The 26,268-nt window shown below is 41.5% G+C and carries 27 protein-coding genes and 3 pseudogenes; 19 read left to right on the top strand and 11 right to left on the bottom strand.

Annotated features, from left to right (window positions below):
* The first annotated feature begins 446 nt into the window (after nt 1–446).
* From H6G26_RS44250 to H6G26_RS12325, 3 genes and pseudogenes are all read left to right on the top strand, one after another.
* Nucleotides 447–695, top strand: coding sequence for a transposase (locus H6G26_RS44250; RefSeq protein WP_347242458.1), 249 nt, complete (start codon nt 447–449; stop codon nt 693–695).
* Nucleotides 696–786: 91 nt separating this feature from the next.
* Nucleotides 787–1,038 carry a transposase gene (locus H6G26_RS44245; RefSeq protein ID WP_347242457.1) on the top strand — a complete coding sequence of 84 codons (252 nt, stop codon included), beginning with the start codon at nt 787–789 and terminating at the stop codon, nt 1,036–1,038.
* Between the two features lie 150 nt (nt 1,039–1,188).
* Nucleotides 1,189–1,446 (top strand): annotated as a pseudogene (locus H6G26_RS12325) (transposase); the annotation flags it as partial.
* A 154-nt stretch (nt 1,447–1,600) separates the two neighbouring features.
* On the opposite strand, the gene H6G26_RS12320 reads toward H6G26_RS12325, so the two are convergent.
* Nucleotides 1,601–3,319, bottom strand: a complete 1,719-nt coding sequence (locus H6G26_RS12320; RefSeq protein WP_190729528.1) for an ankyrin repeat domain-containing protein — start codon at nt 3,317–3,319, stop codon at nt 1,601–1,603.
* A gap of 126 nt (nt 3,320–3,445) precedes the next feature.
* Between H6G26_RS12320 and H6G26_RS12315 the strand changes: the two genes are divergently transcribed.
* Nucleotides 3,446–3,754, top strand: a complete 309-nt coding sequence (locus H6G26_RS12315) for an HNH endonuclease (RefSeq protein ID WP_190729527.1) — start codon at nt 3,446–3,448, stop codon at nt 3,752–3,754.
* Nucleotides 3,755–3,892: 138 nt separating this feature from the next.
* A complete protein-coding gene (locus H6G26_RS12310; protein WP_199326816.1) occupies nt 3,893–4,795 on the top strand; it encodes a 1-acyl-sn-glycerol-3-phosphate acyltransferase in 903 nt (300 codons plus the stop codon).
* A 144-nt stretch (nt 4,796–4,939) separates the two neighbouring features.
* On the opposite strand, the gene H6G26_RS12305 is transcribed toward H6G26_RS12310, so the two are convergent.
* Nucleotides 4,940–5,317, bottom strand: coding sequence for a VOC family protein (locus tag H6G26_RS12305; RefSeq protein ID WP_190729526.1), 378 nt, complete (start codon nt 5,315–5,317; stop codon nt 4,940–4,942).
* 343 nt (nt 5,318–5,660) lie between these two features.
* On the opposite strand from H6G26_RS12305, the gene H6G26_RS12300 reads away from it, so the two are divergent.
* Nucleotides 5,661–6,167 (top strand): hypothetical protein, encoded by a 507-nt coding sequence (locus H6G26_RS12300; RefSeq protein WP_190729525.1) that lies wholly within the window; start codon nt 5,661–5,663, stop codon nt 6,165–6,167.
* Nucleotides 6,168–6,191: 24 nt separating this feature from the next.
* Here H6G26_RS12300 and H6G26_RS12295 read toward each other — a convergent pair whose 3' ends face one another.
* Both H6G26_RS12295 and H6G26_RS12290 read right to left on the bottom strand, forming a co-directional pair.
* Nucleotides 6,192–6,380: a hypothetical protein gene (locus H6G26_RS12295; protein WP_190729524.1), complete on the bottom strand. Its 189-nt coding sequence runs from the start codon at nt 6,378–6,380 to the stop codon at nt 6,192–6,194.
* 463 nt (nt 6,381–6,843) lie between these two features.
* Nucleotides 6,844–7,413, bottom strand: a complete 570-nt coding sequence (locus tag H6G26_RS12290) for a TetR/AcrR family transcriptional regulator (RefSeq protein WP_190729523.1) — start codon at nt 7,411–7,413, stop codon at nt 6,844–6,846.
* Between the two features lie 153 nt (nt 7,414–7,566).
* On the opposite strand from H6G26_RS12290, the gene H6G26_RS12285 reads away from it, so the two are divergent.
* Together H6G26_RS12285 and H6G26_RS12280 are read left to right on the top strand one after the other, a co-directional pair.
* Nucleotides 7,567–8,184, top strand: a complete 618-nt coding sequence (locus H6G26_RS12285; RefSeq protein ID WP_190729522.1) for a glutathione S-transferase — start codon at nt 7,567–7,569, stop codon at nt 8,182–8,184.
* Nucleotides 8,185–8,193: 9 nt separating this feature from the next.
* On the top strand, nt 8,194–8,823 hold the full coding sequence (locus tag H6G26_RS12280) for a pyridoxamine 5'-phosphate oxidase family protein (RefSeq protein WP_190729521.1): 630 nt from the start codon (nt 8,194–8,196) through the stop codon (nt 8,821–8,823).
* Nucleotides 8,824–8,892: 69 nt separating this feature from the next.
* On the opposite strand, the gene H6G26_RS12275 is transcribed toward H6G26_RS12280, so the two are convergent.
* Entirely contained in the window at nt 8,893–9,075 is a 183-nt protein-coding gene (locus H6G26_RS12275) for a hypothetical protein (protein WP_190729520.1), read from the bottom strand.
* Here H6G26_RS12275 and H6G26_RS12270 point away from each other — a divergent pair.
* Both H6G26_RS12270 and H6G26_RS12265 read left to right on the top strand, forming a co-directional pair.
* The gene (locus H6G26_RS12270; protein ID WP_229563140.1) at nt 9,004–9,267 is read left to right on the top strand and encodes an SDR family NAD(P)-dependent oxidoreductase; all 264 of its coding nucleotides are present in this window, start codon (nt 9,004–9,006) and stop codon (nt 9,265–9,267) included. The two genes, H6G26_RS12275 and H6G26_RS12270, sit on opposite strands and share 72 nt — an antisense overlap.
* A pseudogene (locus H6G26_RS12265) lies at nt 9,191–9,447 on the top strand (HU family DNA-binding protein). Before H6G26_RS12270 ends, H6G26_RS12265 begins: the two are co-directional and overlap by 77 nt.
* A 168-nt stretch (nt 9,448–9,615) precedes the next feature.
* Here H6G26_RS12265 and H6G26_RS12260 read toward each other — a convergent pair.
* Nucleotides 9,616–10,635 carry an aldo/keto reductase gene (locus H6G26_RS12260; RefSeq protein ID WP_190729519.1) on the bottom strand — a complete coding sequence of 340 codons (1,020 nt, stop codon included), beginning with the start codon at nt 10,633–10,635 and terminating at the stop codon, nt 9,616–9,618.
* 232 nt (nt 10,636–10,867) lie between these two features.
* On the opposite strand from H6G26_RS12260, the gene H6G26_RS12255 reads away from it, so the two are divergent.
* Together H6G26_RS12255 and H6G26_RS12250 are read left to right on the top strand one after the other, a co-directional pair.
* Nucleotides 10,868–11,107, top strand: coding sequence for a hypothetical protein (locus tag H6G26_RS12255; protein WP_190729518.1), 240 nt, complete (start codon nt 10,868–10,870; stop codon nt 11,105–11,107).
* Nucleotides 11,104–11,562 (top strand): HNH endonuclease, encoded by a 459-nt coding sequence (locus H6G26_RS12250; RefSeq protein WP_190729517.1) that lies wholly within the window; start codon nt 11,104–11,106, stop codon nt 11,560–11,562. Before H6G26_RS12255 ends, H6G26_RS12250 begins: the two co-directional genes overlap by 4 nt.
* 7 nt (nt 11,563–11,569) lie before the next feature.
* On the opposite strand, the gene H6G26_RS12245 is transcribed toward H6G26_RS12250, so the two are convergent.
* On the bottom strand, nt 11,570–11,758 hold the full coding sequence (locus H6G26_RS12245; protein WP_190729516.1) for a hypothetical protein: 189 nt from the start codon (nt 11,756–11,758) through the stop codon (nt 11,570–11,572).
* Nucleotides 11,759–11,778: 20 nt separating this feature from the next.
* On the opposite strand from H6G26_RS12245, the pseudogene H6G26_RS12240 reads away from it, so the two are divergent.
* Nucleotides 11,779–11,879, top strand: a pseudogene (locus H6G26_RS12240) (HU family DNA-binding protein); the annotation flags it as partial.
* Nucleotides 11,880–11,896: 17 nt separating this feature from the next.
* On the opposite strand, the gene H6G26_RS12235 reads toward H6G26_RS12240, so the two are convergent.
* Nucleotides 11,897–12,097: a hypothetical protein gene (locus H6G26_RS12235; RefSeq protein ID WP_190729515.1), complete on the bottom strand. Its 201-nt coding sequence runs from the start codon at nt 12,095–12,097 to the stop codon at nt 11,897–11,899.
* 197 nt (nt 12,098–12,294) lie between these two features.
* Here H6G26_RS12235 and H6G26_RS12230 point away from each other — a divergent pair.
* The 5 genes from H6G26_RS12230 (at nt 12,295) to kdpC (ending at nt 18,370) form a co-directional block, all read left to right on the top strand.
* Nucleotides 12,295–13,088 (top strand): IS5 family transposase gene (locus H6G26_RS12230; RefSeq protein WP_190729514.1). Its coding sequence is split into 2 segments (ribosomal slippage): nt 12,295–12,628 and nt 12,628–13,088, totalling 795 coding nucleotides; the frame shifts between segments, so codons are not numbered across the junction.
* Between the two features lie 184 nt (nt 13,089–13,272).
* The gene (gene kdpA / locus H6G26_RS12225) at nt 13,273–14,958 is read left to right on the top strand and encodes a potassium-transporting ATPase subunit KdpA (protein ID WP_190729513.1); all 1,686 of its coding nucleotides are present in this window, start codon (nt 13,273–13,275) and stop codon (nt 14,956–14,958) included.
* Between the two features lie 365 nt (nt 14,959–15,323).
* Nucleotides 15,324–17,426 carry a potassium-transporting ATPase subunit KdpB gene (kdpB, locus tag H6G26_RS12220; protein WP_190729512.1) on the top strand — a complete coding sequence of 701 codons (2,103 nt, stop codon included), beginning with the start codon at nt 15,324–15,326 and terminating at the stop codon, nt 17,424–17,426.
* Nucleotides 17,427–17,524: 98 nt separating this feature from the next.
* Nucleotides 17,525–17,719 carry a hypothetical protein gene (locus H6G26_RS12215; RefSeq protein ID WP_190729511.1) on the top strand — a complete coding sequence of 65 codons (195 nt, stop codon included), beginning with the start codon at nt 17,525–17,527 and terminating at the stop codon, nt 17,717–17,719.
* Nucleotides 17,720–17,767: 48 nt separating this feature from the next.
* On the top strand, nt 17,768–18,370 hold the full coding sequence (kdpC, locus tag H6G26_RS12210) for a K(+)-transporting ATPase subunit C (protein ID WP_190729510.1): 603 nt from the start codon (nt 17,768–17,770) through the stop codon (nt 18,368–18,370).
* A 114-nt stretch (nt 18,371–18,484) separates the two neighbouring features.
* Here the strand turns inward: kdpC and H6G26_RS12205 are convergent, their stop codons facing one another.
* The 3 genes from H6G26_RS12205 to H6G26_RS12195 form a co-directional block, all read right to left on the bottom strand.
* Nucleotides 18,485–19,984 (bottom strand): carotenoid oxygenase family protein, encoded by a 1,500-nt coding sequence (locus H6G26_RS12205; protein ID WP_190729509.1) that lies wholly within the window; start codon nt 19,982–19,984, stop codon nt 18,485–18,487.
* A 199-nt stretch (nt 19,985–20,183) separates the two neighbouring features.
* On the bottom strand, nt 20,184–21,599 hold the full coding sequence (locus tag H6G26_RS12200; protein WP_190729508.1) for a folate/biopterin family MFS transporter: 1,416 nt from the start codon (nt 21,597–21,599) through the stop codon (nt 20,184–20,186).
* Nucleotides 21,600–21,997: 398 nt separating this feature from the next.
* On the bottom strand, nt 21,998–22,801 hold the full coding sequence (locus H6G26_RS12195) for a hypothetical protein (RefSeq protein ID WP_190729507.1): 804 nt from the start codon (nt 22,799–22,801) through the stop codon (nt 21,998–22,000).
* A 1,400-nt stretch (nt 22,802–24,201) separates the two neighbouring features.
* Here H6G26_RS12195 and H6G26_RS12190 point away from each other — a divergent pair.
* The gene (locus H6G26_RS12190) at nt 24,202–26,247 is read left to right on the top strand and encodes a cation:proton antiporter (RefSeq protein ID WP_242053687.1); all 2,046 of its coding nucleotides are present in this window, start codon (nt 24,202–24,204) and stop codon (nt 26,245–26,247) included.
* Nucleotides 26,248–26,268: the final 21 nt, after the last annotated feature.

Genomic DNA, 26,268 nt, shown 5'->3' with positions numbered 1-26,268 from the left:
ATTATACTCCCATTTAAGGATAAACCAAAAAAAAATATTGAATCTAAAGCTTCTTGTTTTTTTGGCTTTTTGCTTTTCTATAAAGAAGAATAGTTTGAATTTTATGTATATAGCAATCCTATATAACTAATATTTTTTTAGATAAACCTCATATAAAAACTCATCCTAAGTACAGGTCGCCATAAAAAAGGGTCGGAAATAGAGGAAGATATTTTTGTCGGGTGGCATAAAAATTAGAGATGCAGGGACGTAGCTCAAGTATCCAAGTAGAAATGAGTAGCGAACAACAAGATGTACTCAACAGTTGGCTTCGTAAGTCAACAACTGCAGTGGGTTTTGCAAACTGACTTTTCCCGTTAAGAGGATGTTTGAAAAGTTGGGAGTTGAGTAAAAAAAGCTATCAGGGCATAAGCTGTAAATAAGTAGATACAGCACCATTGAGAGCAATGAGTAAAGCATACTCCAGTAACCTGACCCAAGACCAATGGGAATTATTAGAACCGTTAATTCCAGTAGGCAAAACAGGTGGTCGTCCAAGAGTGGTAGAGATGTGGCGAGTAATCAACGCTATTTTCTATGTATTGACACTCTTGATGTACTTGGCGAAACTTACCGGGAGACTTGCCAAATTGGCAAACGGTATACACATACTTCAGAAATTGGCGAAAAGATGGAACATGGGTAAGTATCCATGATCAACTTAGAGACTGGGAGAGAGTAAACAATGAGCGAGCAGTCAGCCCAACAGAAGCAATTATTGATAGTCAAAGTGTGAAAACTGCGGCCATGGTCACTCAGCAAGTTGGATACGATGCAGGCAAAAAGATCAAAGGACGCAAGCGATTTTTGACAGTTGATACTTTGGGTCTAATACTGCGGGTGTTGGTGAGTGCGGCTAGTGTCGATGAACGCTCTGGTGGGAAACTTGTACTCCAGAAGGTTAAACAGATGGGAGACAAGGTATCACGTCTCAATCTTATCTGGGTTGATGGTCAGGGCGGCCGCATCATGTCAATAAGACTAGACTATTCTCAATAGACGTAAAAATAATCTCGTTAAACCCTGCTTATTGACAAAGATTTTAGCGATCACTTTGAGCCTTGGAAAATAAATCAAGCCAGAAATACTGATTTTTTCGTTGATTCTCAATTTCAGTAGTCACTACGTATACTTTAGATGCGTTCGCCCTGGGTTGATGGTGGTTACGATGGCAACCCTTTTATGCAATGGGTGATGGATTTTTACCGATGGGTTGTACAAGTCGTGCTGCGACCTCGTGAACGCAAAGGCTTTGTTTTGTTGCCTAAACGTTGGGTTGTCGAACGTACTTTCGGTTGGCTAACTGGATGTCGGCGGTTGAATAAAGACTATGAGCTTTTACCGGAAACTGCGGAGAATTTTATTTACCTTGCCATGATTCGGATTATGGTGCGGCGTTTGGCATAAATTTTTACCCCTTTTCACTTTTCAAACACCCTCTTAGATGATAGCAAGCACCTACCCCACATCTGGAAGGTTTGAGGCAATAATAATTCCTTCTCTGAAGACCTTTATATCACCAAATTAAATGAACTCCAGTAGTCAGAGATAGAATTTATATTTAAATAGTAGCGCGACTCCAAGTTAAGTTAACTAAATCTAAGACGTAATCATCCGAGTTCTCTATATAATCTTCTGATTTTTCATTACCCATTACACACAATTTACCGCCAGTAATATAAATTTTATCTTGTTCTTTGTAGTAAGCTTTGTGATGACTAATCCATCCTGGTTTATTACCAGTTGTTTCTAATCTTTCTATTTTAAAGGTATGCCAATCTAATCTATAAACTGAAGTTTCATTATAGATTCTTGCATCGGCATATCCTAAATTACCAATAATATATATGTATTTTCCAACTAATGTAGCTGAATGAAAATCAGTTGGCGGGAAAATATCTTTGGGATAACCGAAAATCTGAAAATTACCATCACCTTGATAAACTACAACATCGTTATATATACAAAAATCAGGATCGTAGTAGTCTTCATGCTCACCAGCAATTTCGACAATTCTGCCATCTGGTAATTCTGTAATTGTTCTACCAAATCGATCATAGCACCATGCTTTATCTTGCCAATTCTCTTTATCATTAAAAAGATTTTTGGCTGTATAAGCAGAACAACCCTCACAAACCATCGCCTGCCAAAAGGGGATTTTCATCAATTCTGGATTAGCTTTACCAAAGCGCGGATGTTTGCCAGCAAAATATTGTTTTGGCGATAATTGTGATAATGAGAATTCGCTGTTGGCAATGCCGGTCAGCGATCGCCGCATATCATCGTTAATATCGCTCACATCTTCGCCAACTGCAATTAACATTCTAACAATTTCCTTGTTTGTAGCTATCTTGATGGCTTTGTCATCGCAATTATTGATTCTGCTAGGGTTTGCGCCAGCTTCTAGTAAAATTTTGACGCAATCAGTAGCACCATGCTCTGCTGCGATTATTAACGCAGTGTTACTAAAGTCATCAGTGGCTTCAATATCAAATCCCTCTGTAATTAGCCACTGTAGGACTTCGAGCCTATTATTTTCTATCGCATACATTAACGGTGTTTTTCCGCAGTTTCCAACATCGTTGTGATTTACTCTTGCAGCTAGGAGTAATTTGGCTTTAGGTAGTTCACCCACCTGAATACTCAATAACCAAGGGGTTCTATGCCAACAATCACGCACATCTTGATCTGCTCCTTGCTCTAGCAATAACAATACTTGCTCTAAGCTCCCAAAAACTATAGCGTGCATTAATTCTGTCCATCCCAGTTGCTCTGGGTTAGCACCCGCATTCAATAATAATTTGACAGCATCAAATCTCCCAAGATGAGCAGCTACTTTGATTGCAGACTCACCATAGCTACTCATGCCATTGACAGCAGTACCTCTAGAGATGAGTAAATTCAAAGTTGATATTAAGTTTTGATCTTGCAAAATATCTCGACCATGCATGGCATTGATTAAGACATCATATCCGTCTAGGCTTTGATAGTTAATATCCGCTCCAGCATCCAGAATCAGTTGGATTTTATCTAGATTTCCTGACTGCACAGCCAACCCAAGTACGGTATTTTGAGATTGTTGTTGAACAGCATTCACATTAGCGCCATGTTCCAAGAGGAAGCGAATCATATCAACACCTGCATTGGGGCTACTAACCGCACACATTAATGGTGTTTGCTGAGAATACTCGTCTACGCGCTCAATATCAACCCCATTGGCTATTTTACGTGCGACTCCTGCAATATCTCCCTGCTGTGCATAAATATGAATTTTTTGCATAATTTTTATCAGCTAACTTCTGAATTTGCGAAAAATTATTGTGGCAACACCTGCTTTTAACTTAGTCGATTTTAAGATAAGCTTTATTGATTGATAAGTCATTATAGATTGCAAAAATACATCGTCATGAGTCAGGGTGTATATCCAGATAATTGGAAAGAAATTGCAACAGCGCTAAAAGCTGACTGTGATTGGCGTTGTACTAAATGTGGTAAGGTCTGCTTACGTCCTGGGGAAAAACCTCTTGATTGGACAAAATCTCAGCGCAAAGCTCATACACTTCAGGTACATCACTGGAATTGTGACCCTAGTGACAATCGGCTGGAGAACCTGGCTTGCCTGTGCAGTGGCTGTCACCTTTACTACCATCGATTTGGACGCGGAAATATTTCTCCTGGACAGTTGTCACTATTTGCTCAAAAGAAAGTTAGCTAGAATTTGACTGATTGCAGATGTGAGCGCTCACGCTTTCTGAGCATTGTTAATTTTCATGTGTTGCTAGAAATTTATTCCTTTTTCCCTTTCTTAATAAAAGGTAGTGATGCTAGATTTCCTTTATTTGCAAGGTGACTTATGAACAAAGGCGAACTAGTGGATGCTGTAGCAGCGAAGCCCAACGTCACAAAAAAGCAAGCCGATAAAATTCAATGGTCTTTAACAGAGCGAGATGTTAATTTGATTGAATTACTGATGCCTATATGGTCATGGTTTTACCGTTACTATTTTCAAGTAAAAACTGATGGATGGCATCACATACCAACAGAAGGAAAAGTACTACTGGTTGGTTCCCATAATGGCGGAATGGCTTCTCCAGATTTAGTAATGATGATGTATGATTGGTTTTCTAGATTTGGAACAGAGCGTTTGGTGTATGGTCTAATGCACCCTTATGCTTGTAAAGTGAGTCCAGAGATAGCCCGATTAGCTCAGAAAGTTGGAGCCATTGTTGCACATCCAAAGATGGCTAGTGCAGCTTTTGAGATGGGGGCTAGCGTTCTGGTGTATCCGGGAGGACAATATGATATGTTTCGGACTCACAGCCAACGCTATAAAATTAATTTTGCTGGTAATAAGGTCTTTGTCAAGCTGGCTTTAAAACAAGAAGTTCCAATTATTCCAGTGATTTCTGTAGGCGCTCATGATACGTTGATTGTTTTATGTGATTGCTATGATTTAGTCAAACAACTACATGAGTTAGGATTGCCGTGGCTTTATCAAATAGACCCAGGAATTTTCCCAATTTATTTAGGTTTACCTTGGGGCTTGTCTATTGGACCTCTACCTAATATTCCTCTACCTGTGCAGATTCATACTCGTGTATGTCGTCCAATTACTTTTGAAAGATATGGTCAAGATGCAGCTAAGGATCGTAATTATGTGAATGATTGTTATGAATTAGTTCATAACCAAATGCAAGAAGAGCTAAATCAATTGGTTATAGATACTCAAAAATTCCCAGAGAATCAAAACATTTGAAAAAAAACTCGAAGAAAAATATGTAACCAATTTGGGAAAAATTTATTGATAGAAACTGCATAAAAACAAGCTTTAACAACAGTTACATCAGTGATATAGCAATTCTATCGCTGGCTAATTCCCCGATTTAGCTGCAAATCCAGGTTAAGACTGCGGATTTTGCCGAAGCCCTAACAAATTTCCGTCAATATCCTTGAAGGTAGATAATTTAACTCCGTGACCGACATCTGTAATTGGCCCAACTGAGACTCCTTTTTCAGTCAAGCTTTGACGAGCAGTAACTATATCGTTGACAACAAAGGTATTAACGGTATTACCTGGTTCAACTGAGTTACTCAAATTCAATCCGATTGCAAAGCGTGGAATATCAGGAAAACTAAACTGTCTCCAGTTAGGTGTGTCATATTTTTCTTGAGGAACTAACCCAAGCTTAGACTTGTACCACTCGGCACTAGCTTCAAGATTAGTAACGTCTAGTTTAGTGACGAAACTATATTCACCAAAAGTGTTTTTCAATGTCATATTCTACTATGCTAATCCAGAAGTTTCGTAATATAGCTATTATAAGCTTTTTAGCGTATAACTTCATACAGCTTCTTAAATGTCGGAGTTTGCCAGTTGTAGCTCTGCTGTTCATATAAAAGCAGGTGAAGCGCGGGTTAGAATTGAAGTAATGGCAACTTGATTGATTTGAAGCTAGATTAAAGAATCGAGGGTAAAAGTTGCTCACAGGGCAAAGTTTAATAATTGGGTCATTGATAAGTTGTTTATACAGCATTTGTGATCAGGCGATAAAAGCACTGTATGCAAACAATGTAACCCCAAAATAGCGATGTAGAGTTTAGTATTTACAGGTGTTAAAAGTATGGCTAAGGTAACAATTTCCATTGGGTTAACTGATGCAGAAATCAAAGCTTTATCGGCAATGCAGATTTCCGAGAATGAGTCATTAAATCATACAGCAACAAGATTGCTCCAGGGAATCTTGGGTCAGACAAAAGCTGGGCTGGCATTATCTAATGGTGATGAAATTAAGCAAATAGTTAAACAGGAAGTAAATGCTTTAGCTGCGTCTACACCTGATGGGGAAGAGATAAAACAGGTGATTAGGCAGGAATTAGCCGAAGCGATCGCTCAGATAAAGGGTTTAATAGATGAGCGTAATGGTGGAGTTGCCCTACCAAAGCAAGAGACTATCTCTGTTGAGCAGCAAGTCATACCAGATTATTCAGCAATACGCGAAAATATCCTTTCCCAATTTAAAACAGGTAAGCAGTCAGCAGCCAAGGCAATCGACGCTTTTATTGAGTCACTAGGTGCTGTCAAGAAGGAACAACAGCCAGCAATAGTGGAATTAGATGTAGCGAGTTAGGATTTTTGTGCTGGCGACCAACCATTAACCAGTCAACTTAATCACACCTTGGCTAATTAAATGTTCAAGCTGAGAATGATGCTGTGTTTGCTCCCGTAGCAACTTGAGTTGCTGGTAAGTGAGAATGTGTAATCCGGGGCGAACAACATAACCTTCAATGGTAATGCTTTGTGGTTGCTGGCTATCGGTGCGGTTGTAGGAAATTGAAGGCATATTTACAATTATGTAAGTTAGAACTGATTAGTAGAAGAAAGTTTAATTCTTCACTCTCTTACAGCTTCACACAAGTTCCTCTTAAAAGGTGATTGATTATAGAAGCCTATTCGATTGCTGGTCGCTATGTTAGAAAACCTTGGGTAAAGCCGTAGAAATCGCATGAAAAAAGCGCAGACTGTAGATTAACCGTCCGACTACAGTAGATGCTCTCCTGAAACTCAACTGGCTGTACCCCTTAATTCAAAGTCACCACAGCAGTAGGTGTGCATTGTTAACTTTCGTATGCTGCTTGAGGGAAACCTGGGGATAGAGTAAGGGTGCGTAGGCGCAGCCCCTTAAAGTAGACATCGCTCTGTTTAGTGAAAGCGATGGAATTGAATTATTCGATGCTGCTGTCTGCTGCCCAAGGTGAATATTGTAGACGTTGCTGCCAATATGCCTAGCATCCAACGTGTCAGTATTAATCGTCTTTTTGTAACTCTGGCTTTGGAGTACAAAGTTGTCTAGGTAGTTGTTTAATAACACGCATAAAAGGAGATGGATCATTCAACCCTTGTGACAAAATTAGGGAACCTTGAATAGCAATCACTGCATCTTCCCCTCGATATTTGGCGAGTTCTTCATCCATACCACCTTCGATTAAAACATTGGCAATCGCATTAATCCAAACACAGAATAAAGCATTAACTCTAGTGTGAAAGATATCACGGGCTGAACCCATTAATAAAATGGCAGACATACAGGGTTGATGTCCTCCTTCATAAAGTTCGCTCAGGCGCTCGCACATCCTCTGTAATCGTGTTAGCGCATCACCTTGGGAGGTAAGTGCTGTCAAAATGTTTTGGGCTAACCACTCTTGGAGAAAATCTAGCACTGTCTCAACCATTTCATCCTTACCGCCAGGAAAGTGATGATAAAGGCTGGCTTTCCCAAGCCTAGTAGCTTCAGAAATTTTAGATAGAGTTGCCCCATCATAACCGAATTGGCGAAACAGCCGTATGAGATATGGAATATATGTTTCTTTAGGCATTGTAAGAGTTGAGAAAAGTAGATATTGACATTATACCGTTCGTTCGGTACAGTGAGCATATACCGAACGAACGGTACAAAAAAGAAACAGGAAGTGCCACTCAATTTCTGTGATTAGGCTTGTTCGTTCTTACCTCATATGAAGGATTAATCTATGATTCAGCTTTACGGTCACGAACTCTCTGGCAACAGCTATAAAGTAAAACTAATGTTGTCGCTATTAGGCTTAGATTACGAATGGGTAAAAGTCGATTTGCCTAGAGGAGCGCACAAACAGCCAGAATTTTTAGCACTAAATTCTTTTGGTCAAGTGCCAGTTTTGGTTGATGGAAATACTATATTGGCAGATGCTCAAGCAATTCTAGTTTATTTAGCTCGACAGTATGGCACGGAAGGGTGGTTGCCTCTGGAGCCAGAGCCGATGAGTCGTGTAATTCGCTGGTTATCTACAACTGCGGGAGAAGTTCGGCTTGGCCCTGAATCGGCACGTTTATATCACCTGTTCAAAGCTACTGACATCAATCTAGAACGAGTAAATCAAAAATCAGAGTTTATACTCACACAACTTAATAATCATTTAGCAGAAGGTGAATGGCTAGAGTTGGGACATCCTACGATTGCCGATGTTGCTGTTTTTCCATACATCGCCCTTGCGAACGATGGTAAGATTTCTCTCGAACCCTATGCTCATGTTCAAGCGTGGATTGAACGGCTCAAGCATCTCCCCGGTTTTATTGGAATGATTGGTATTGAAGAACCTGCTGGAGTTTAGGAGCGCACTATGCCACGCAAATTTGGAGAAATTGCTTTTACTCCTGAAGTTGAAGCCGCCCAGTCACAACGGGGATCACGGCAAACCTATGAACGCTATATTGCGAATGGTCCTGCCAATGATTCAATTACACTAGAAATTGCCGAATTTATTGCTCATTTGGATGGGTTTTATTTGGGAACAGTCAGTTCCAATGGCTATCCCTATATCCAGTTTCGTGGAGGAGCGCCCGGTTTCCTGAAAGTCTTGAATGAGAAAACCCTGGGGTTCGCCGATTTTTCTGGGAATGTGCAGTACATTACCGTAGGCAACCTTGAAGGGGAAGCAAAAGCATTTCTGTTCCTGATGGATTACCGCCAACGCAGACGTATCAAAGTTTGGGGGAAGGCAGAATATGTTGAAGGGGATAGTGCTTTAATTGAGCGACTTCGCATCCCTGGCTATCCAGCAAAAGTTGAGCGAGCTATTCTATTTCATGTCGAAGCTTTGAGTGAGAATTGTTCTCAACACATTCCTATCCGCTATTCTGCTACCGAAGTTGAAGCTATGATGGCTCCCCTTGTGGCTCGAATTGAAGAGTTAGAACAGAAATTGGATGAATTTACTCCGCACACATTGGGCGATCGCAACAGCGTCTAATTGAGACCAGCTTGATATCCTCTCACTACAAAGCTGCTATAAGAGAAAAAACTACTGATAAGGTAGCGCTCATTGGGTCATTTGAGCGATACGAACGCTCCCCTGCTGAGGGTGCTGGGCGATAGTCGTAAGAGTGAATGAGTTTAATTCTACTGTGAGACGAAGAGTATACCATTGGCTGTGCGGAACACCGATGCTGGAACACAGACTGCGGCTGACATTACTACGACCACGGGGAACCAAAATATTCATGTCGCCTCACTTGAACTGGCCGACCGAGCATCGATCGCCGCGTTCATTACCAGATGGAATGGTTTGCTGAACATACTCGTCAATAATGCTGGTGTGATGGCATTGCCCGAACAGTATACATCCCAAGGCTGGGAGATGCAGTTTGCTACCAATCACCTTGGACACTTTGCGCTGGCGCGAGGCTGTAGCTAATGGTGAAAAGGTAACGCTCATAGGGTTTGGGTCATTCGAGCGACGCGTAGCTTGCCGCCGTAGGCATCGCTCAGAACGCGAAGGGCGTAATCCGAAAACCAGTGAGCCAATGACAATTCCAGCTACCATTGTGCCTGCATTCTCTGCTTGTTACAGTTTAAAGAAAAAGTAGCGCCATAGATTAATTGCTTTATCACTAGCAATCCAATCACTGCAAAGCTGTAGTGTTCGCTGTTCTCAAGACAGGATATGGCAATGTTACGGGAAATGTGAGTGTTGAATCGCAGATGTTACAGAAAGTGATCGCATCAAGCTCACTGCCTTCATGCGATCGCAACTGGGATATTTTTATTGTGGAATGCGTTCAGCCCCGAACTTACGCTGATGCCAGTAAGGATAGATTGGCGCGATCGCGCTAACCTGATTGAGTCGGTTTACTTCCTCTGGTGTTAGCTCCCACTGAGCAGCGCCAAGGTTGTCTCGAAGTTGTTGTTCATTCCGCGCTCCGATAATAACGGATGTAATACCAGACTGACGTAACAGCCAGTTGAGCGCAACTTGAGCAACACTGACACCACGATTATTAGCCACTTCATGCAGAACTTCCACAATGTCGTATCCCTTTTCCACGTCACTGACAGTGCCAATATCATCGATTTTTGCTCGTCGCGTCCCAACCGGAGGGGGCTGACCACGACGATACTTACCTGAGAGGAAACCAAAAGCAAGCGGACTCCACACTAAGATACCCACACCTTGATCTAAACCTAGAGGAATTAGTTCAAATTCCAACTCTCGCGCCACAAGTGAGTAATAAACCTGTTGTGACACATAGCGCTCCAAGTTCAAACGCTCTGATACAGACAGCGCCTTCATTAAATGCCAAGCTGAATAATTAGAGCAGCCAATGTAGCGAACTTTGCCACTACGTACAAGTGAATCTAAGGCGCGAAGTGTTTCTTCTAGTGGAGTTAGAGCATCGAAACCATGAACTTGATAGAGATCGATGTAATCTGTGTTTAATCGACGTAGGCTGTCCTCACAGGCTCGAATCAGATGATAACGTGACAATCCAGTATCATTTGCTCCTTTTCCCATACGACCATAAGCCTTAGTTGCAATAATTACATCAGAACGACGCTTTCCGAGAGCTTTACCAAGAATCTCCTCAGAAAGTCCATTCGAGTAAACATCTGCTGTGTCAAAGATGTTGACACCTGCATCAAGGCAAATATCAATCAGATGCTGCGCCTCGTCTACCTGAGTCGCCCCAATTTCTTGGAAAAAGTCGCTACCACCGAATGTCATTGTACCGAAACTGAGAACCGAAATCTTAAGACCGGACTTTCCTAAAAATCGCGTTTCCATCGCTGTTACTCCTTGAAGCCGTGCCTATTTGAAGTCAAGTGAACATTTTCTCACAATGGATAGTTTCTGTGGAACAGCTTATAATATCTTCTCAAGAATCTGATTACTCATCTGAATTTGGTTTTTTCCGATATTACTACCTTTTATCAACTGACATTCAAACTAAAGCAGTTAAGGAAGATTCACTGTTAAAATACCACCAGTTGGCTAAATTAAACGAGACATACAGCTTATGATTACTCAAATGATGGTTCAACCCTCATTCTGGGTAGATTCTGGAATCGAACTCAGTAAAGTAAGAGACATACATTTGTTTAAGTTTACTGAAGAATTACAGTCTCGACTCGAAGAATTGTCTGAGAAAAAGAAAGCTGGATTGCTAACAACAGAAGAAGATGCTGAATTGGCAGGCATATTGGAACTGGATAGAATTTTTACCTTGCTTAATGCCAAAATCATTTCTGAATCATGACAGTTAATGATGCAACCAAAAAATTAGTCAGACAAAGAGCAAAATTTCTTTGTGAATACTGTCATTCTTCAGAAGAAGCAAGTGCTGCTCTATTTTCTATTGACCATATTGTACCCCAGTCTCTTAAGGGTTCGGATGACCCTGATAACCTAGCGTTGGCCTGTCAGCGTTGTAATGGATACCGCTACAATTTCACCACTGGAATTGATCCAGATACAGGCCAGATGCTACCTCTGTTTAATCCACGTCAGGAAAAGTGGTCAGACCACTTTATTTGGTCAGCAGATGGTCTAAAAATTATTGGAATTAGTTCTGTAGGACGAGCTACAAGTAATCGTTTAGACCTCAATGATGAACGTCATAATGAAGGCTCTATTGTCAAAGCTCGTCGTCTTTGGATTAAAGGTGGTTGGCATCCACCGGATGAAGACCCACGACAAATAAAAGAGTTTTGATTTGCAATTATTTCTTTAATTGTAGAAGTGCATCGCTCTCTTGGGCAAAGGGTAGTCCATCACCTTCCCAATCGATTCTCTCTTTTATTACCGAAAGCCCTGCTGATGTATAGGCTATTGGAGTGATGAGTGGCTTATTAGCGGGAAATCTGGCGCGAAGTCGCAGAAATAATAGGATTGCGTTAATGGCTTTCATAACTAATTATTAGATATTGCGAAGGGCGTAATCCGAAAACCAATGAGCCAATGACTATTCCAGCTACCATTGTGCCTGCGTTTTCTGCTTGTTACAGTTTAAAGAAAAAGTAGCGCCATAAAGCATAAGTAAGCCACCCTACCCAAAAGGCTGCCCCCAGCGCTCCCAGTTCTCCTTATTAAATGGACTACGCCACTTCAAAATAAGGTTCAACTCCAATTCTTGCCGTGCGCGTCGGTCTGTGGGTGCATCCCACCAAGAAGCGATGCTAACTTCTCGTTGGAGTCCATAATGATGATGCAGTGAATAGTAACTATCAATCATATTGCTTGCATCCATGCTCACCTTTCCAGCGTTTAGATCGTCTTGTTTCACCAACATATAAGTGCAAGGTCAAACAATGCCGTCTGCTGTGGCGTAGTTTACCACCGCAGGAATCCCTTAGAGACTATTTATAAAGTAAATCTAAAGAAGAGTTATCAAGTAGAAAGGCAACGATAGGATACTGTTTATGCAGTATATCTACATAGAAAGCAATGAAGCGAAAGCTTTATTCTACAGACCTTAGCGACTCAGAATGGGCAATCTTAGCGCCTTTGATTCCACCAGCTAAACATGGTGGGCATCCGCGAACAACGGATATGCGAGAAGTATGCAATGCTATCTACTACCATCTGAAGACGGGTTGCCAATGGGATATGCTTCCAGGGGACTTTCCTCCCAGTGCAACTGTTTACAGTTACTATCGCAAATGGCAAAAACGAGGTATTTGGGAGCAAATGAATCATACTTTGCGCGATCAAGTTCGTCAAAAAATGGGCAAGTCAACTCAACCTACAGCGATCGCAGCAGATAGCCAGTCGGTCAAAACGACGGAAAAAAGGGGGATGTGTACGGCTTTGATGGTGGCAAATTAGTTAAGGGGAGGAAACGCCAAACGATAGTTGATAGTCTTGGGCTATTGCTCAAAGTTATTGTAAGTGAAGGAAACGCTCCAGAAAGAGTGCTTGGAGCCTATGCTTTGATGGAACTGCTAGAAGAACATCCTGAAGTCTTGGAAAAAGTCGAGGTAATGTGGGTTGATTCCGGCTATAACGGTGATAAGTTTGCCCTCGCGGTGTGGTTGATGATTCAAGCTCATGTTGAGGTAATGCAGCGTACAGGAAAAGAATTTGAGATTTTACCCAAACGCTGGGTAGTGGAAAGAACATTTGGATGGTTTAACCAATATCATCGTCTTAGTAAGGATTATGAACGTCTTCCAGAAATGAGTGAAGCTGCGATATACGCTGTTATGACTCGTGTTATGTTGCGTCGTCTTGTTGTCTAAAGATTTACTTTATAAATGGTCTCTAAGAAAAGGAGCAGCATGCTTTCGGCCACAAGGGGCAAGGTTTCGGTTTCTACCTTTTTCCCTGTTCCCTGCCTTTTATCAAATCAAATACCCCAACAGTTAATCTATTATTTCTAAGAATTGGCTTGCTAGCACTTAAATTTAATTGAGCGCGAAATATATGGGACAAGGTTTTTTGCAAATTGGCTTAACGCTGTGTATTGTCATAGCAATCACTCCGTTACTGGGTAAATACATAGCCCGTGTCTTCTTGGGAGAAAAAACACTACTTGATTTTTTAATGAACCCGATAGAGCGAAGTATGTTCGTACTCGCGGGTGTCCGTAGAAAAGATGATATGACGGGTTCGCAGTATATCCGGGCTGTACTATACAGCAACTTGCTCATGGGTATTACAGTGTATTTACTGATATATTTTCAGAGACTCTTGCCTTGGAATCCTAACAGTTTCGGTGCGCCCAACTGGGATGTATTACTGCATACAACCATTTCATTTGTAACGAATACCGACCAGCAACATTATGCTGGTGAGACAACCTTAAGTTATTTTAGCCAGGTAGCGGCTTTAGGCTTTTTGATGTTCACCTCCGCCGCCACTGGCTTATCTGTGGGAATTGCCTTTATTCGCGGGTTGACGGGTAGAAAGTTGGGAAACTTTTACGTCGATCTCGTCCGTGGAATTACGCGAATATTGCTACCGATTTCGATTATTGGAGCGATCGCTTTGCTTGTAACAGGTGTACCACAAACATTATATAGCACTCTGGATGTGAGAACCTTAGAAGGCGGGACGCAATATCTTGCCAGAGGCCCAGTGGCATCCTTTGAAATGATCAAACTTTTGGGACAAAATGGCGGTGGTTTTTTTGGCGTAAACTCAGCTCATCCCTTTGAAAATCCCAATGGCGCTTCTAACTTGATAGAAATGATCGCCATGATTTCTATACCAGCAGCCTTGATTTACACTTACGGTATATTTGCCAACAATATCAAACAAGCTTGGCTACTTTTTTGGATGGTGTTTGTGATTTTCGTAATTCTGGTGGGAGTGACAGCCGTGGGAGAACTGCAAGGTAATCCCCTTGTTAATAACGCTTTTGGATTAGAACAGCCTAATTTAGAGGGTAAAGAAGTTCGATTTGGCTGGGTACAAACGGCATTTTGGGCAGTTATGACTACCGCTACTATGTCTGGTGCTGTGAATGGGACGCACGATTCTTTGATGCCGCAAGGAATATTTTCGACACTCTTCAACTTGTTTATCCAGGTTATCTGGGGCGGCCAAGGAACTGGAACAGCTTACCTATTCATTTACTTGATTCTCACAGTGTTCCTAACTGGACTAATGGCAGGACGTACCCCAGAGTTTTTAGGACGCAAAATTGAAAAGCGCGAAATTGTCCTCGCCAGCGTGGTGTTGTTGATTCACCCAATTTTAATTTTGATTCCCAGTGCGATCGCCTTGGCTTATCCTATTTCTCTATCTGGAATTAGCAACACTGGTTATCACGGTATTTCTCAAGTAGTTTATGAATACGCCTCAGCAGCAGCAAATAATGGCTCCGGCTTAGAAGGGTTGAGGGATAACACCTTGTGGTGGAACTTGAGTACTTTAGTTAGCTTAATCGGAGGACGCTACATTCCGATAATTGCCCTCCTGCTGTTAGCTGACGGTATGTCTCGCAAACAACAAGTACAAGAAACCCCTGGTACCCTGAAAACTGATTCTCTAATATTTACTAGTATTACTGCTGGAGTAACACTGGTTTTGGGAGTCTTGACTTTCTTTCCCGTTCTAGCTTTAGGCCCCATTGCTGAGGGTTTGAAATTAGCATCTGGCAGTTAGAAAATTTATGAGTTATAAGTCTGGAATTAAGAGAATACCAAAAAATAAATAATAAATTATCTTGTTTCGTAGGGGAACCAGTGCGTTGCGGTGAATCCAGCGCCTAGGCGCTCGGTGTTAGCGTAGCGATAGCACCGTAGGAACGTTACCCAAACGAAGGTTTCCGACGCTCGTTAGCGTTAGCGAGTCTTGTCTGCGACAACGCGAATGAGCGTCTGACTCGCTATAAGTTGTAGCAACTAACGTTGTGTTAGCGATCGCATAACGCATTCTACAAGGTTGGATCTATTTTTATTGGAAACTCCTAACTTTTAACTCTTAACTCCTAACTATTAACTTTTAACTCCTAACTCCTAACTTTATTCATGAATCAAGTGGCAACTAACTTCAAAGCTAGACGGCCAAGTCCTCGTTCTGGCGATCGCCGCCAAGCACGTAAAAAGGCCAGGACAAGTAATAAGTGGCTGTACTTAAGGGCAATCAGAGATGCTTTTGTCAAGCTTAACCCTAAGTATGCAATCAAAAACCCAGTGATGTTTGTAGTTTGGGTGGGGACAATCATCATCCTATTATTAACGATTGATCCCAACCTATTTGGCCCAGCCATGCAAAAGAACCCGCAAGTTTTTAACGGCTTGTTGTCGGGAATTTTATTCTTTACAGTTTGGTTTGCCAATTTTGCCGAAGCAGTCGCAGAAGGGCGGGGTAAAGCCCAAGCTGATGCCTTGCGATTAACGAAATCAGAGGCGATCGCGAAAAAACTTGCTCCCGATGGAACAATTAGTGAAGTTTCATCCACCAGCCTTAAACAGGGCGATAACATCTACGTTGTTGCTGGCGATATCATTCCCGCCGATGGCGAGGTAATCATGGGTGTTGCCTCAGTCGATGAATCGGCAATTACTAGGGAATCCGCACCAGTATTAAAAGAACCAGGCTCCGACGTTTCCAGTTCCGTCACTGGTGGGACGCGGATTATCTCAGATGAGCTAATTATCCGCATTACTACTGATCCAGGTAAAGGTTTCATTGACCGGATGATTGCCTTGTTAGAAGGGGCACGCAGTAAAACACCCAATGAAATTGCTCTGACAGTATTGCTGGCAGTTCTTAGCTTAGTATTTTTGTTAGTTGTGGTTACTTTGCCTGCACTTGCTTACTATGTCAACAGTCCAGTTAGCGTGCCAATTTTAATTGCCCTATTAGTAGCATTAATTCCTACGACCATTGGCGGCTTATTGAGTAACATCGGTATTGCTGGTATGGATCGAGTTGCCCAACTTAATGTCATTGCCACTTCAGGGCGAGCAGTCGAAGCTTGTGGTGAGGTCAACACTTTATTTCTCGATAAAACAGGTACAATTACCATCGGCAACCGTTTAGCGGAAGAGTTTATTCCCATCAACGGTCATTCAATATTGGAAATTGCTAATGTTGCCTGGGCTGCTAGTGTCTTTGACAATACACCAGAAGGTAAATCCATTCTGCGACTGGCAGAAAGGTTAGTAGAACGGTTTGATTTCGACTATAGTCAGGCAGAAGCAGTTGATTTTTCCGCGAAAACACGGATAAGTGGCACTAACTTGCCTGGTGGGTACGAGGCTAGGAAGGGAGCAGTAGAAGCTATTAAAGAATTTGTCCGTTTCCGCAACGGACGCGATACACCAGAATTGGATGCTGCCTACGAACGAGTTTCTCGCCTGGGAGGTACACCTCTGGCAGTCAGCCTAGATAACGAAATCTATGGGATTGTTTATCTCAAAGATATAGTTAAACCTGGTATCCGCGATCGCTTTGAACAACTGCGACGGATGGGGGTACGTACCATCATGCTAACTGGAGACAACCGGATTACAGCTTCTGTCATTGCCAGACAAGCAGGAGTTGATGACTTCATCGCCGAAGCCACACCAGAAGACAAAATCAGTGTCATTAAAAAAGAACAAGCAGCAGGTAAACTGGTTGCGATGACAGGAGATGGGACTAACGATGCCCCGGCATTAGCCCAAGCTAACGTTGGCGTTGCGATGAATACAGGAACGCAAGCTGCAAAAGAAGCTGCCAACATGGTCGATTTAGACTCCGATCCCACAAAGCTGATCGATATCATTAGTATTGGCAAACAATTGTTGATTACTCGCGGAGCATTGACAATGTTTTCCATCGCTAATGATATTGCTAAATACTTCGCGATTATCCCAGTGGTCTTTGTGGCTGCTAATTTGCAAAGCTTGAATATTATGAATTTGACTAGCCCTAATTCTGCTGTCCTATCAGCGCTGATTTATAATGCTTTGATTATTCCCGCCTTGATTCCTTTGGCATTGAAGGGGGTGCGGTTTAGACCACTGACAGCTAATCAGCTACTTCAACGTAATATCTTAATTTATGGCTTAGGTGGGGTCATTGCGCCGTTTATCGCCATTAAGTTGATAGATATAGTGATTACAATTGTGGGGTTGTCTTAAGAACAACAAAAGTACAGACGCTACGAAACAAAAGCATCCTAACCAAAGTAAAATAATAAACATTTTTACTTTTACCTGTTGAGAGAGGGAAGAAGAATATGAATAAACAGGTCGATGTTTGGGAAAAGTTTCTGCCGATAGATGTAAAAGAGGCAATGTACTTTGTTTGGTCGCAATGGCGTAAACAATATCTACCACTCGCCATTTTGATCTTGCTGTGCTTGAATGTGGTAATTGCCCCAGCTTTTATGTTGTTGCTGACAGCATCTTTGAATGTCCTTATACTTGGGTAAAAGAATTAAAATTAAAAATTAAATTTTAATAGTAATTGGAAAATTTTTATGGCAATTATTCGAGAAACTATCAGAGCAATTTTTATAACTCTAATGCTTTGGTTGTTGACTGCAATTATCTATCCTCTGATAATTCTTGTAGTGGGTCAAGTTTTTTTGCCCTACCAAGCGAATGGCAGCATCATGGCGAATCTAAAAGGCGAACCAATTGGTTCGGCTTTGATTGGTCAAGTTTTTACATCTGAGCGATATTTCCATCCTCGTCCCAGTACTGTTAGATATAGCCAAGGCAAAAGAGCCAAACCAACTGGTATATCTGGAGCCAGTAATCTCGCTGCAAGCAATCCAGAGCTACTTAACCGGATTCTAGAACAGGGAAATCAATTGCGAGACGAAAATCTTCAACCGATCGCTGATATAATTTATACTTCTGGTTCTGGTTTAGACCCGCATATTTCCTTGAGAGCAGCACGGCAGCAATTGACGCGGGTTGCTGGTGCGCGGGGAGTAAGAGAAGATGAGATCCTACGTTTAATTAATAAGTATACTGATGGCAGATTTTTATGGATTTTTGGCGAACCGGGAGTCAACGTTCTCAGATTGAATTATGATCTTGACTTGCAGGATATTAATCGTCAGGAAAATCCATAAATGGGGAGTGGGGATTAGGAAGTTAGGGACTTCCTAATAAAAAAATATACCATCGCTATAGAGGCAGGGGGCAGGGAGCAGGGGGAGAAAAAATTACTTCATCCAAATAGGCGATCAAACTTCCTCAAAAACCTCAGAAGTAAAGCTTCCATGCAGACCATAGGGGATATGATGTTTGAGATGTAGCCGCGCGATTGTTCCTTTAGAGAAATCACTAGCATCCAGAATTATCACATCTGAGCGGTGATAAGCAGCATCATAAACCAAAGCTAATACCCAACCATCATCTTCCTTTTCGGAACCTGGGCGTGGGACAAAAATTGGTTCACCTACAAAACCACGGGGTGCAGCACTCCAAAATTGTCTTTCTCCAGACTCTAAATCAATTTTCAACAATGCTTGTAAGGGAGCATTACCAGTCTCTGCATGAGCCGCACCTATATATAGATATCGATAAGGGTGTGCTACATTTGCCGGATGTATGCTGGGAAATTCACAACAACGGTCATCAATCAATTCCCGCCGGACTGTCCCATCCTTTAGATTCAGACAAAATCGCCAAAGTTGCCCAGGTGAAAGCGCCTCAAAATCAACTTGCCGAAAATCGCTTTCGGGTTCAACTTCTGGTAAAGATTCGTAGCAAATGGAGTCAATTAAAACTTCGCCTCCTACTTCAAAAGCATTAACGTGGTGGAAGACGAAACCAGAGTGAGTTTCCAGAAATTTTATCTCTTCTTGTCCTTCTTTGGGGGTGCGGGGAATAATTATAATTTGAGTTGGCTGATTTCGTTGAAATTTTATACATTCTCCCGCCGCACGTATTCCCAAGGCGAAAGGTATGGGATTAAAGCTGACAGGATTTTGAAAGAAGATGCAGTAATTGGGAGTAATAATAAAATCGTGAATGAAACAGAAACCTGGAACCTGATGAGCGTGTTTCTTGACAATTTCACCTGCTGAGTTTAGCTCAAAAATAGTAATGGTGGTAGATAATCCCGGCTTAATCGAGAAGTTTACCAGACAAGGTGCGTCCCCATCTTGGTCGAAACTATTTTCAACGCGGGGATGTGCAGCGAAAGCTTCACCTGCTGACAAAGCACCATTAAAATATTCATTCCCCAAGGTTTCAAGAGTGTAGGGATCGAGGCGATATGCTTCAGAAGCTTCCCACAGCGCTAGCAGTTTACCACCCCAATAGATAACATTTGTATTAGCGATATTTTTGAGCTTGAAGTCAAAAATATTAGCTAGCCAACCGCCGGGTTTTTGAGTGCCAAAAGTACCGCGATAAAGAATTTTTCCCGCCTTTTGCTCTGCTAAATAGCCAGTTGTACGGACAAAGCGATTGCGAAAATGGGCACGACCGTTCGTAAAGGTAATTTTACTAATCATCCCATCTCCATCAAACGGGTGATGAAGAAGTTGCCCATTTACATCGAGCAAACCGGGGCCATTTCTAAACAGCGTACCTTGTAATTCTGTGGGAATTTGCCCTTCTATATCATCAATCCAATAATCAAACTCTTGGGTGAGAGATTGATATCCTCCTTGCCAGTCTGCACGAGTGTAGGATTTTTCTGCAACTGGGGTTTCTTGAACTTTTGAATTTTGCATATACTTGATATCTGCTTCTCAACTATGGTAAAGATGTTCAGAAATTAGATTTTTTGAAAAAGCCTAGTTCTTATAAAGTTTTAATCGTTCATAGCTTTATAAGACAATGTTGATTTATGGTTTATCAGAAGAAACCACGACTTTTGCTAGATTCCAATATCTTGGGAGCTTTGCATCTGTATACAAAATCATTTCTTTGTTAATCAACTACTTTCGACTCTGATTCTCTCAGCACTAACTCAGACATGAAATCAGGCGAAAACGTTTGTTCTTTATCCTTTGATGTCTCAGCTTGTTCTTCAGCAGCAGGTAGCCAGTTGATAAATGGTAGGGGTAGCAGTGTGCTGAGGTTAGTAATTAGCACCAATAGCCAAAGTGACTCAAAGTTAGTTGCAGTAATCCCCAACCAATAGGTAATTAATGCCCCCAATGCTTGAGAAACCGTTCCTGCTGAATTAAATATCGACATCAACAAGGCAAATAACGTTGCTTCCACTCCAGAGGGACAAAGCCTTGCTGCTAAAACCATTACTTGCATAAAGGCAATTTTTCCCATCACCGAGAGAATTAGGCTATCACCCAAACTAAACCAGTGGTCATCTATACCTAAGAGTCTGTTTGTGTGAGTCACTAACAACAGCATTGTCATCCCTAAAAGTGACGAAAGGACAGTACTCCAAGCAAAAATTACGCGAAAAGGGATGCTTTTGAGGAAACGTTGAAAAATCCAAACACCTGCTAAAGAAGCGAAACTTGTAACCAAGTTTACCCGCCCTAAAAATTCTGGTTCAAAGTGAAGTTCGTTGGTAGAGAAGTAGAAAAAGGCTGATTCAGCATTTGGGGTAGCTTGCCAGATGAAGATAAACGCTGTTGGTAGCCAAATTCTTTTTTGGGTAATGGCTTGGCGTAGCTGCCCCAGTTGATGTTTGATTGATAAAGAGTTGGTGTGGTTAGTATCTTGAGTATCTTTGCTAACAGGGGACTCAGCAATTAACCAAGCTACCCCTGAGACGATGAGAGGGAATAAGGCGGTAATTCCAAAGACAGTACGAGTAGTAAAGTATTGAAGCAGCAGACCGCTAAAGTATGCTGTTATTAAACCTCCGATCGCAGAAGCACCCCAGCACAAAGATTGTAATGAACCGGCTTTCGCTTGCGATTCGCCTCTAACTCGTTCTACAACCAACGAGTCAACTATCACATCACTCATGGCGACACTAAGAGAACCAAGAGCGATCGCTAACGTAGCTGCCCAGCTACTATGAACTATTGTGGCCAGACTCACCCAGGAAGCAGTTCCTAATATCCCAGATAAAATCAAGTAAGGACGCCGACGATAGCCAAATATAGGCAAGCCATCAGAGATAAAACCAAACACTGGCTTGATCATCCAAGGTAGGAAGACGATTCCCAATAGCGCCGACACCTCGACTGGACTCAGCAGCAGTTCATCTTTGAGGAAAAAGCTAACGGCTAGACGCGATAACCCTAAAATTCCTTGGACAAAATAAACGGTGAGAATTGCAATTAACTCAGCATTGGGTTCGTTACCCAAGAAGATTTTTTGTGTTAACGAGTCTTTGACCTTGGACAAGCCAGATGATTGAAGCACCATTCGATAAATATTTTTTAAGTTTTATCTACTTTTCTATCATATCGATTCTTAAGATGTGGGCTTGAATATCAGCTCTATCCCAAGTTAAGCCTGTAGGCTGACTAATATCGATATCTCCAAGCTGAAGCAATCCGGGCATTGTCTAAGTGTTGTAGAGTGGCTGCTCATAAAATAAATGGCAAAACAATTAGGGCGAGTTTATCTAAAAACTCGCCCTAACTTGTATTTAATGTTGACTTATCATTAGAATTTTTGAAATCCTACTTACGGCACACTACACGAGTGCAGCCTAGGAGTAAGATATAGAGAAAATCAGACAAATCTTACTGAGGTGACATCAGAAGTTTAGAAAACTCTTAATGTAAGCCAGAAATTGTTCTTCTTGCAAGCCGCAACACTTATGACAATTGCAAAACTGACTTTTTCTTGACTCGACGAGTTAGAACTGAAGTAGCACCCACAAAACCAATCACAAAAACTCCTAGTACAGAAGAAGATTCAGGAACTGCTACTGTAACGATATTACCAGTGATACTCTTGTAGCTAGTGGCGATCGTGTGATTATCTGATTCAAAACCAGTTCCGCCAATATTGGTGAATTGAACCTGATCAAAAGTTCCGCCAACACTGTAAAAGTTGATGAACGCATAAGGTTCTGAAGAGTTCTGACCTTTGAATGCCGAATTAGGATTACCGTAGTAGCTGGCTTTATTTGGTTGTTTTGCGATATAACTAACCACCTCAGCAGTGGTCATAGTTTCTACAACCTTGCCTTGTGAAAGAAATGTGAGTACGTTGCTACTATCTCCCGCAGACCACCAAAGTCCAAAGTAGCTTTGTGGAGATGTCAAATTGAGTGTGGAAACCTTTTGACCATTACCCGATCTATTTGTGTCTACATCAAAATACTTACCTGTTCCACCAGCAGCACCATATTGGTCTGGATTCATGATCAGAGTATTCTTATAGCTACCAATATTTGTTGTTCCCTCATTCCATTGAAAGCCTGTTGCACTATAGCCTTTTGTTTGTGCATCAAAATTTTGTACATGAGCATTAACAAGATTTGATAATTGTGCATTTTGTACGCCTGGGTTTTCTATTGATACCGTAAAAGATGCAGCCATTACAGGGCGGGTAACAGTAGCTAAAGATAAAACAACACTAGAAGCGATCGCGGATTTAATTAAAATACTTTTCATCTTGCAATTCTTTTCGTTTTTTAATCTTTCGTGTTCATAGCCTCATTGTGATATGTACTTCTAGATTCCAACATCAGAAGGATTACTACTTTTTCAATTTGATTCCACCCAGACAAAAATGTAAGTTATTGAATTTTGTTCAGAGGAAAATCACTGATATTATGTTCGTTGATGTCCATAGCTTTATGTAGAAACCACAAAGTTATCAGTACTAAATTGTAAACAAGCTTTATTGATAAAAGGTGCTATTTTATCATTTGCAGGCTGTTATTTTTTTTAGGTTATTAAAAAATAAGAGACATTGTGTTATGCCCAATCCTTTTAAAGACTGTGCTTATCCTTTGGATATTTCCAAAAAATTCGATAGAACATTTGTTCTTTATTTGAAGAAAAATAAGCTATAAAGTTAAACTATTTATATTAATGTTTTTTATATTTAAATGTTGTTTTTATTAAAGAGTAATAAAGATAAGGGATAGTTTTGGATGACCCTATTTACTGAGAAATAGAAATAAATTAGTAGTCATTGTATTAGTTTTGCTATTCTTCCCTTGCTCTGCCTACTCGTCTTTATCCCTGACTTTTCACGGCATCTGAAAAACCTCACTTCTATTTCTCTCTTCTTTTAGGCTACGGTCTAGTACCACCACCTAACCAAGTTATGGCTCCACTCCAAGCCGCAGCACCACCAAGCTGTGAGGTACCAACTTGAGCAGTCCACAATCCAAAGAACTTGGAAACTTGAACTGTACCTATATTTACAACTGTAAATTTTATTATTCTCTTAATAAATTTAAAAAAGGTTATTGTAAATCAAAGGGTTTAACACCTCATCCCCAAGACATAAGCTTGTGAGAGTCTTGGGGTTTAAATCCCTAGACGCTCGTTCCTCTCTACGAGAGACTGTGCGTAGCTTGCTTTTCTGACTTTATCCGCACAGCACAAGAAATGGAGATAACTTTGGTGGGGTACGTGATTTTTCCAAAGTCATTAGTCGCTATTATTTCAGAGCGCCTGTAAGCCTCACACTGCATAAAAAAAGCCTGCGTTGGCAAGCTTCTTGAAAAGATTTTGAGAGAGCGATCGCACTGTTATTTGTCTAGAATGGCTCTCACCTCCAGTTGACAGGCATGAGCATTACTATGCCCTTACTGCGTGGTCTATTTACGTGAAAAAAGTAGGCAAACTTCTGACACAGCATACTAGCTAATTTCCTCTACAGAGTGGATTGCACACAACCGAGAAGCGGTATAGAGTTAAGTCGCCAGTATTTTCCACTGTTGAGTTAGAGATGTTTATGCTGATTATGCAACATGGCTATATAAAACAATAGTCCATTAAATCTTTAAGTAAAAATCTGAAAGCGCCTATGCTGGGCTTTGCCCTACTAAAGCTAACAGATGAAATTAGATGTTAACGCAACTCTAGGGCAGAGTATGACTAATCTTTTGCTAGCTTCCATATTATCTACACCGATTAAAGACCCCGTAGCAGTTTTCCTGATGATTTTGGGGATTATGCTAATTGCACCCCTGCTATTTGAGAGAATCCGACTACCAGGTATTGTGGGATTAATTCTGGCGGGGGTCATAGTTGGCCCTAATGGACTGGGATTATTGGCACGAGATAACACGATTGTGCTTTTGGGCACGGTCGGTTTGCTGTTTCTCATGTTCATGGCAGGACTGGAAACTAGCTTAGATGACCTGAAATCTAATGCTGATAAGGCAGCCATATTTGGAATATCTACCTTTGGCGTGCCGATGGCATTAGGTACTGTAGCTATGATGGCCATCGGCTATGGTGTATTACCTGCGATTCTAGTCGCTTCTTGTTTTGCCTCCCATACGCTACTAGCACTACCAATTGTCAGTAAATTGGGAATTATGCGCTCTCAGACATTGACTACCACACTCGGAGGCACATTAATCACCAATGTTTTGGCACTTTTGGTGTTAGCGGTGGTAGTGAGAGCGCATCAAGGCAGTTTAAGCCTACAGTTTTGGTTATTCTTGATTCCTTCACTGATTATCTACACATTTCTGACGCTGTGGGGTTTACCTCGTATCGGTCGCTGGTTCTTTCAGCGATTTGGACATGATGAAGGGGCAGAGTTTACCTTTGTCCTAGCTAGCCTGTTTATAGTTTCCTATGGGGCACAATTAATCCAAATTGAGCCAATTATTGGCGCTTTTTTAGCTGGAGTTGCTATTACCCAACTAATTCCGCAACTTAGTCCTCTGATGAATCGGATTCAATTTATTGGGAATACGTTGTTTATACCCTTTTTCTTGATTTCTGTAGGAATGTTGGTTAATCCCCTGATTCTGATTCAAGAACCGCGATCGCTCCTAGTATCAGCTGTCATGGTAACTGTTGCCATTATTGCTAAGTTCATTCCTGCATGGGGTTCGGGCAAGTTATTCGGATTCAACTTTGACAATATTATGTTGATGTTTGGGCTATCAGTAGCTCAGGCAGCTTCTACTTTGGCTGCAATCACCGTTGCTTACAAAATCGAGTTGGTCGATCAGTTAACGGTGAATGGAACGATCGCTATGATTTTAGTTACCTGCATTGCTTCTCCTTGGGTAACAGATCGGTGGGGGAAAAAAATCAAACCAGGAGAGGTAAGTATTCAAAGTCATCAGGTAGCAAATCTGGGCGATCGCGTTTTAGTACCAGTTGCCAATCCCAGCACTGAAGATAACCTGCTCAATTTGGCAATACTCTTAGCAAAATCAGCGACCGGTACTTTATTGCCACTGCACATTTTAATTGAACAAAATTCCCCTATTCCTCCAGAAGACAAAGCCAGACAAAACCAATTGCTTTCAACCGCAGAAATGATTGCCCATGCTGCGGTCGTCAATGTTATTCCCATTGGTCGAATTGATGAATCAATTGATAAGGGAATTGCTCGTGTAGCAGAAGAAAAGCAGGCCAGTGTGATTGTCTGCGGCTGGAAAGGTTACTCGACTTATCAAGAAAATCTCTTTGGCGGTGTCATTGACAAGATTGTAAATCGCAGTGCAGTGCCTGTTTTGCTAACTCGATTCCCATTGCCAATTGAGCATACAACACGAGTTTTTCTGGCTTTCACCAGCCAACAAACTTATGCTAGTTCTTTTAAAGAGAGTATCCAATTAGCTAAAAGTCTGGCAACAGAACTTAAAGCATCTCTACAACTTTTACAGGTTGTAACAACACGGGGAGTACCTATCGATTTGAGTAATGCCGGATTGGCAGAAGATACACCTATTCAAAATGTGCGAGGCAATTTTGTGCAGCAAGTTTCTCGTTTACTAACAACTAACGATCTGGTAGTCTTAAACGGGTCTGTTGAGCAGAAAACTCAACTAGCTTCACTTTTAGGCCGGATACCAGAAGCGATCGCTCGCAATCATCCTGAAGTTGCCATGATTATTGCCTACTTTCCCAAATAGTCCCAAGATTAGGAAGAAGTA

This window comes from Nostoc sp. FACHB-888, assembly GCF_014696655.1.
Classification (GTDB): Bacteria; Cyanobacteriota; Cyanobacteriia; order Cyanobacteriales; family Nostocaceae; genus Nostoc.
Note: the sequence above shows the minus strand (reverse complement) of the source record. Positions and strands in the feature narration are given on the sequence as shown.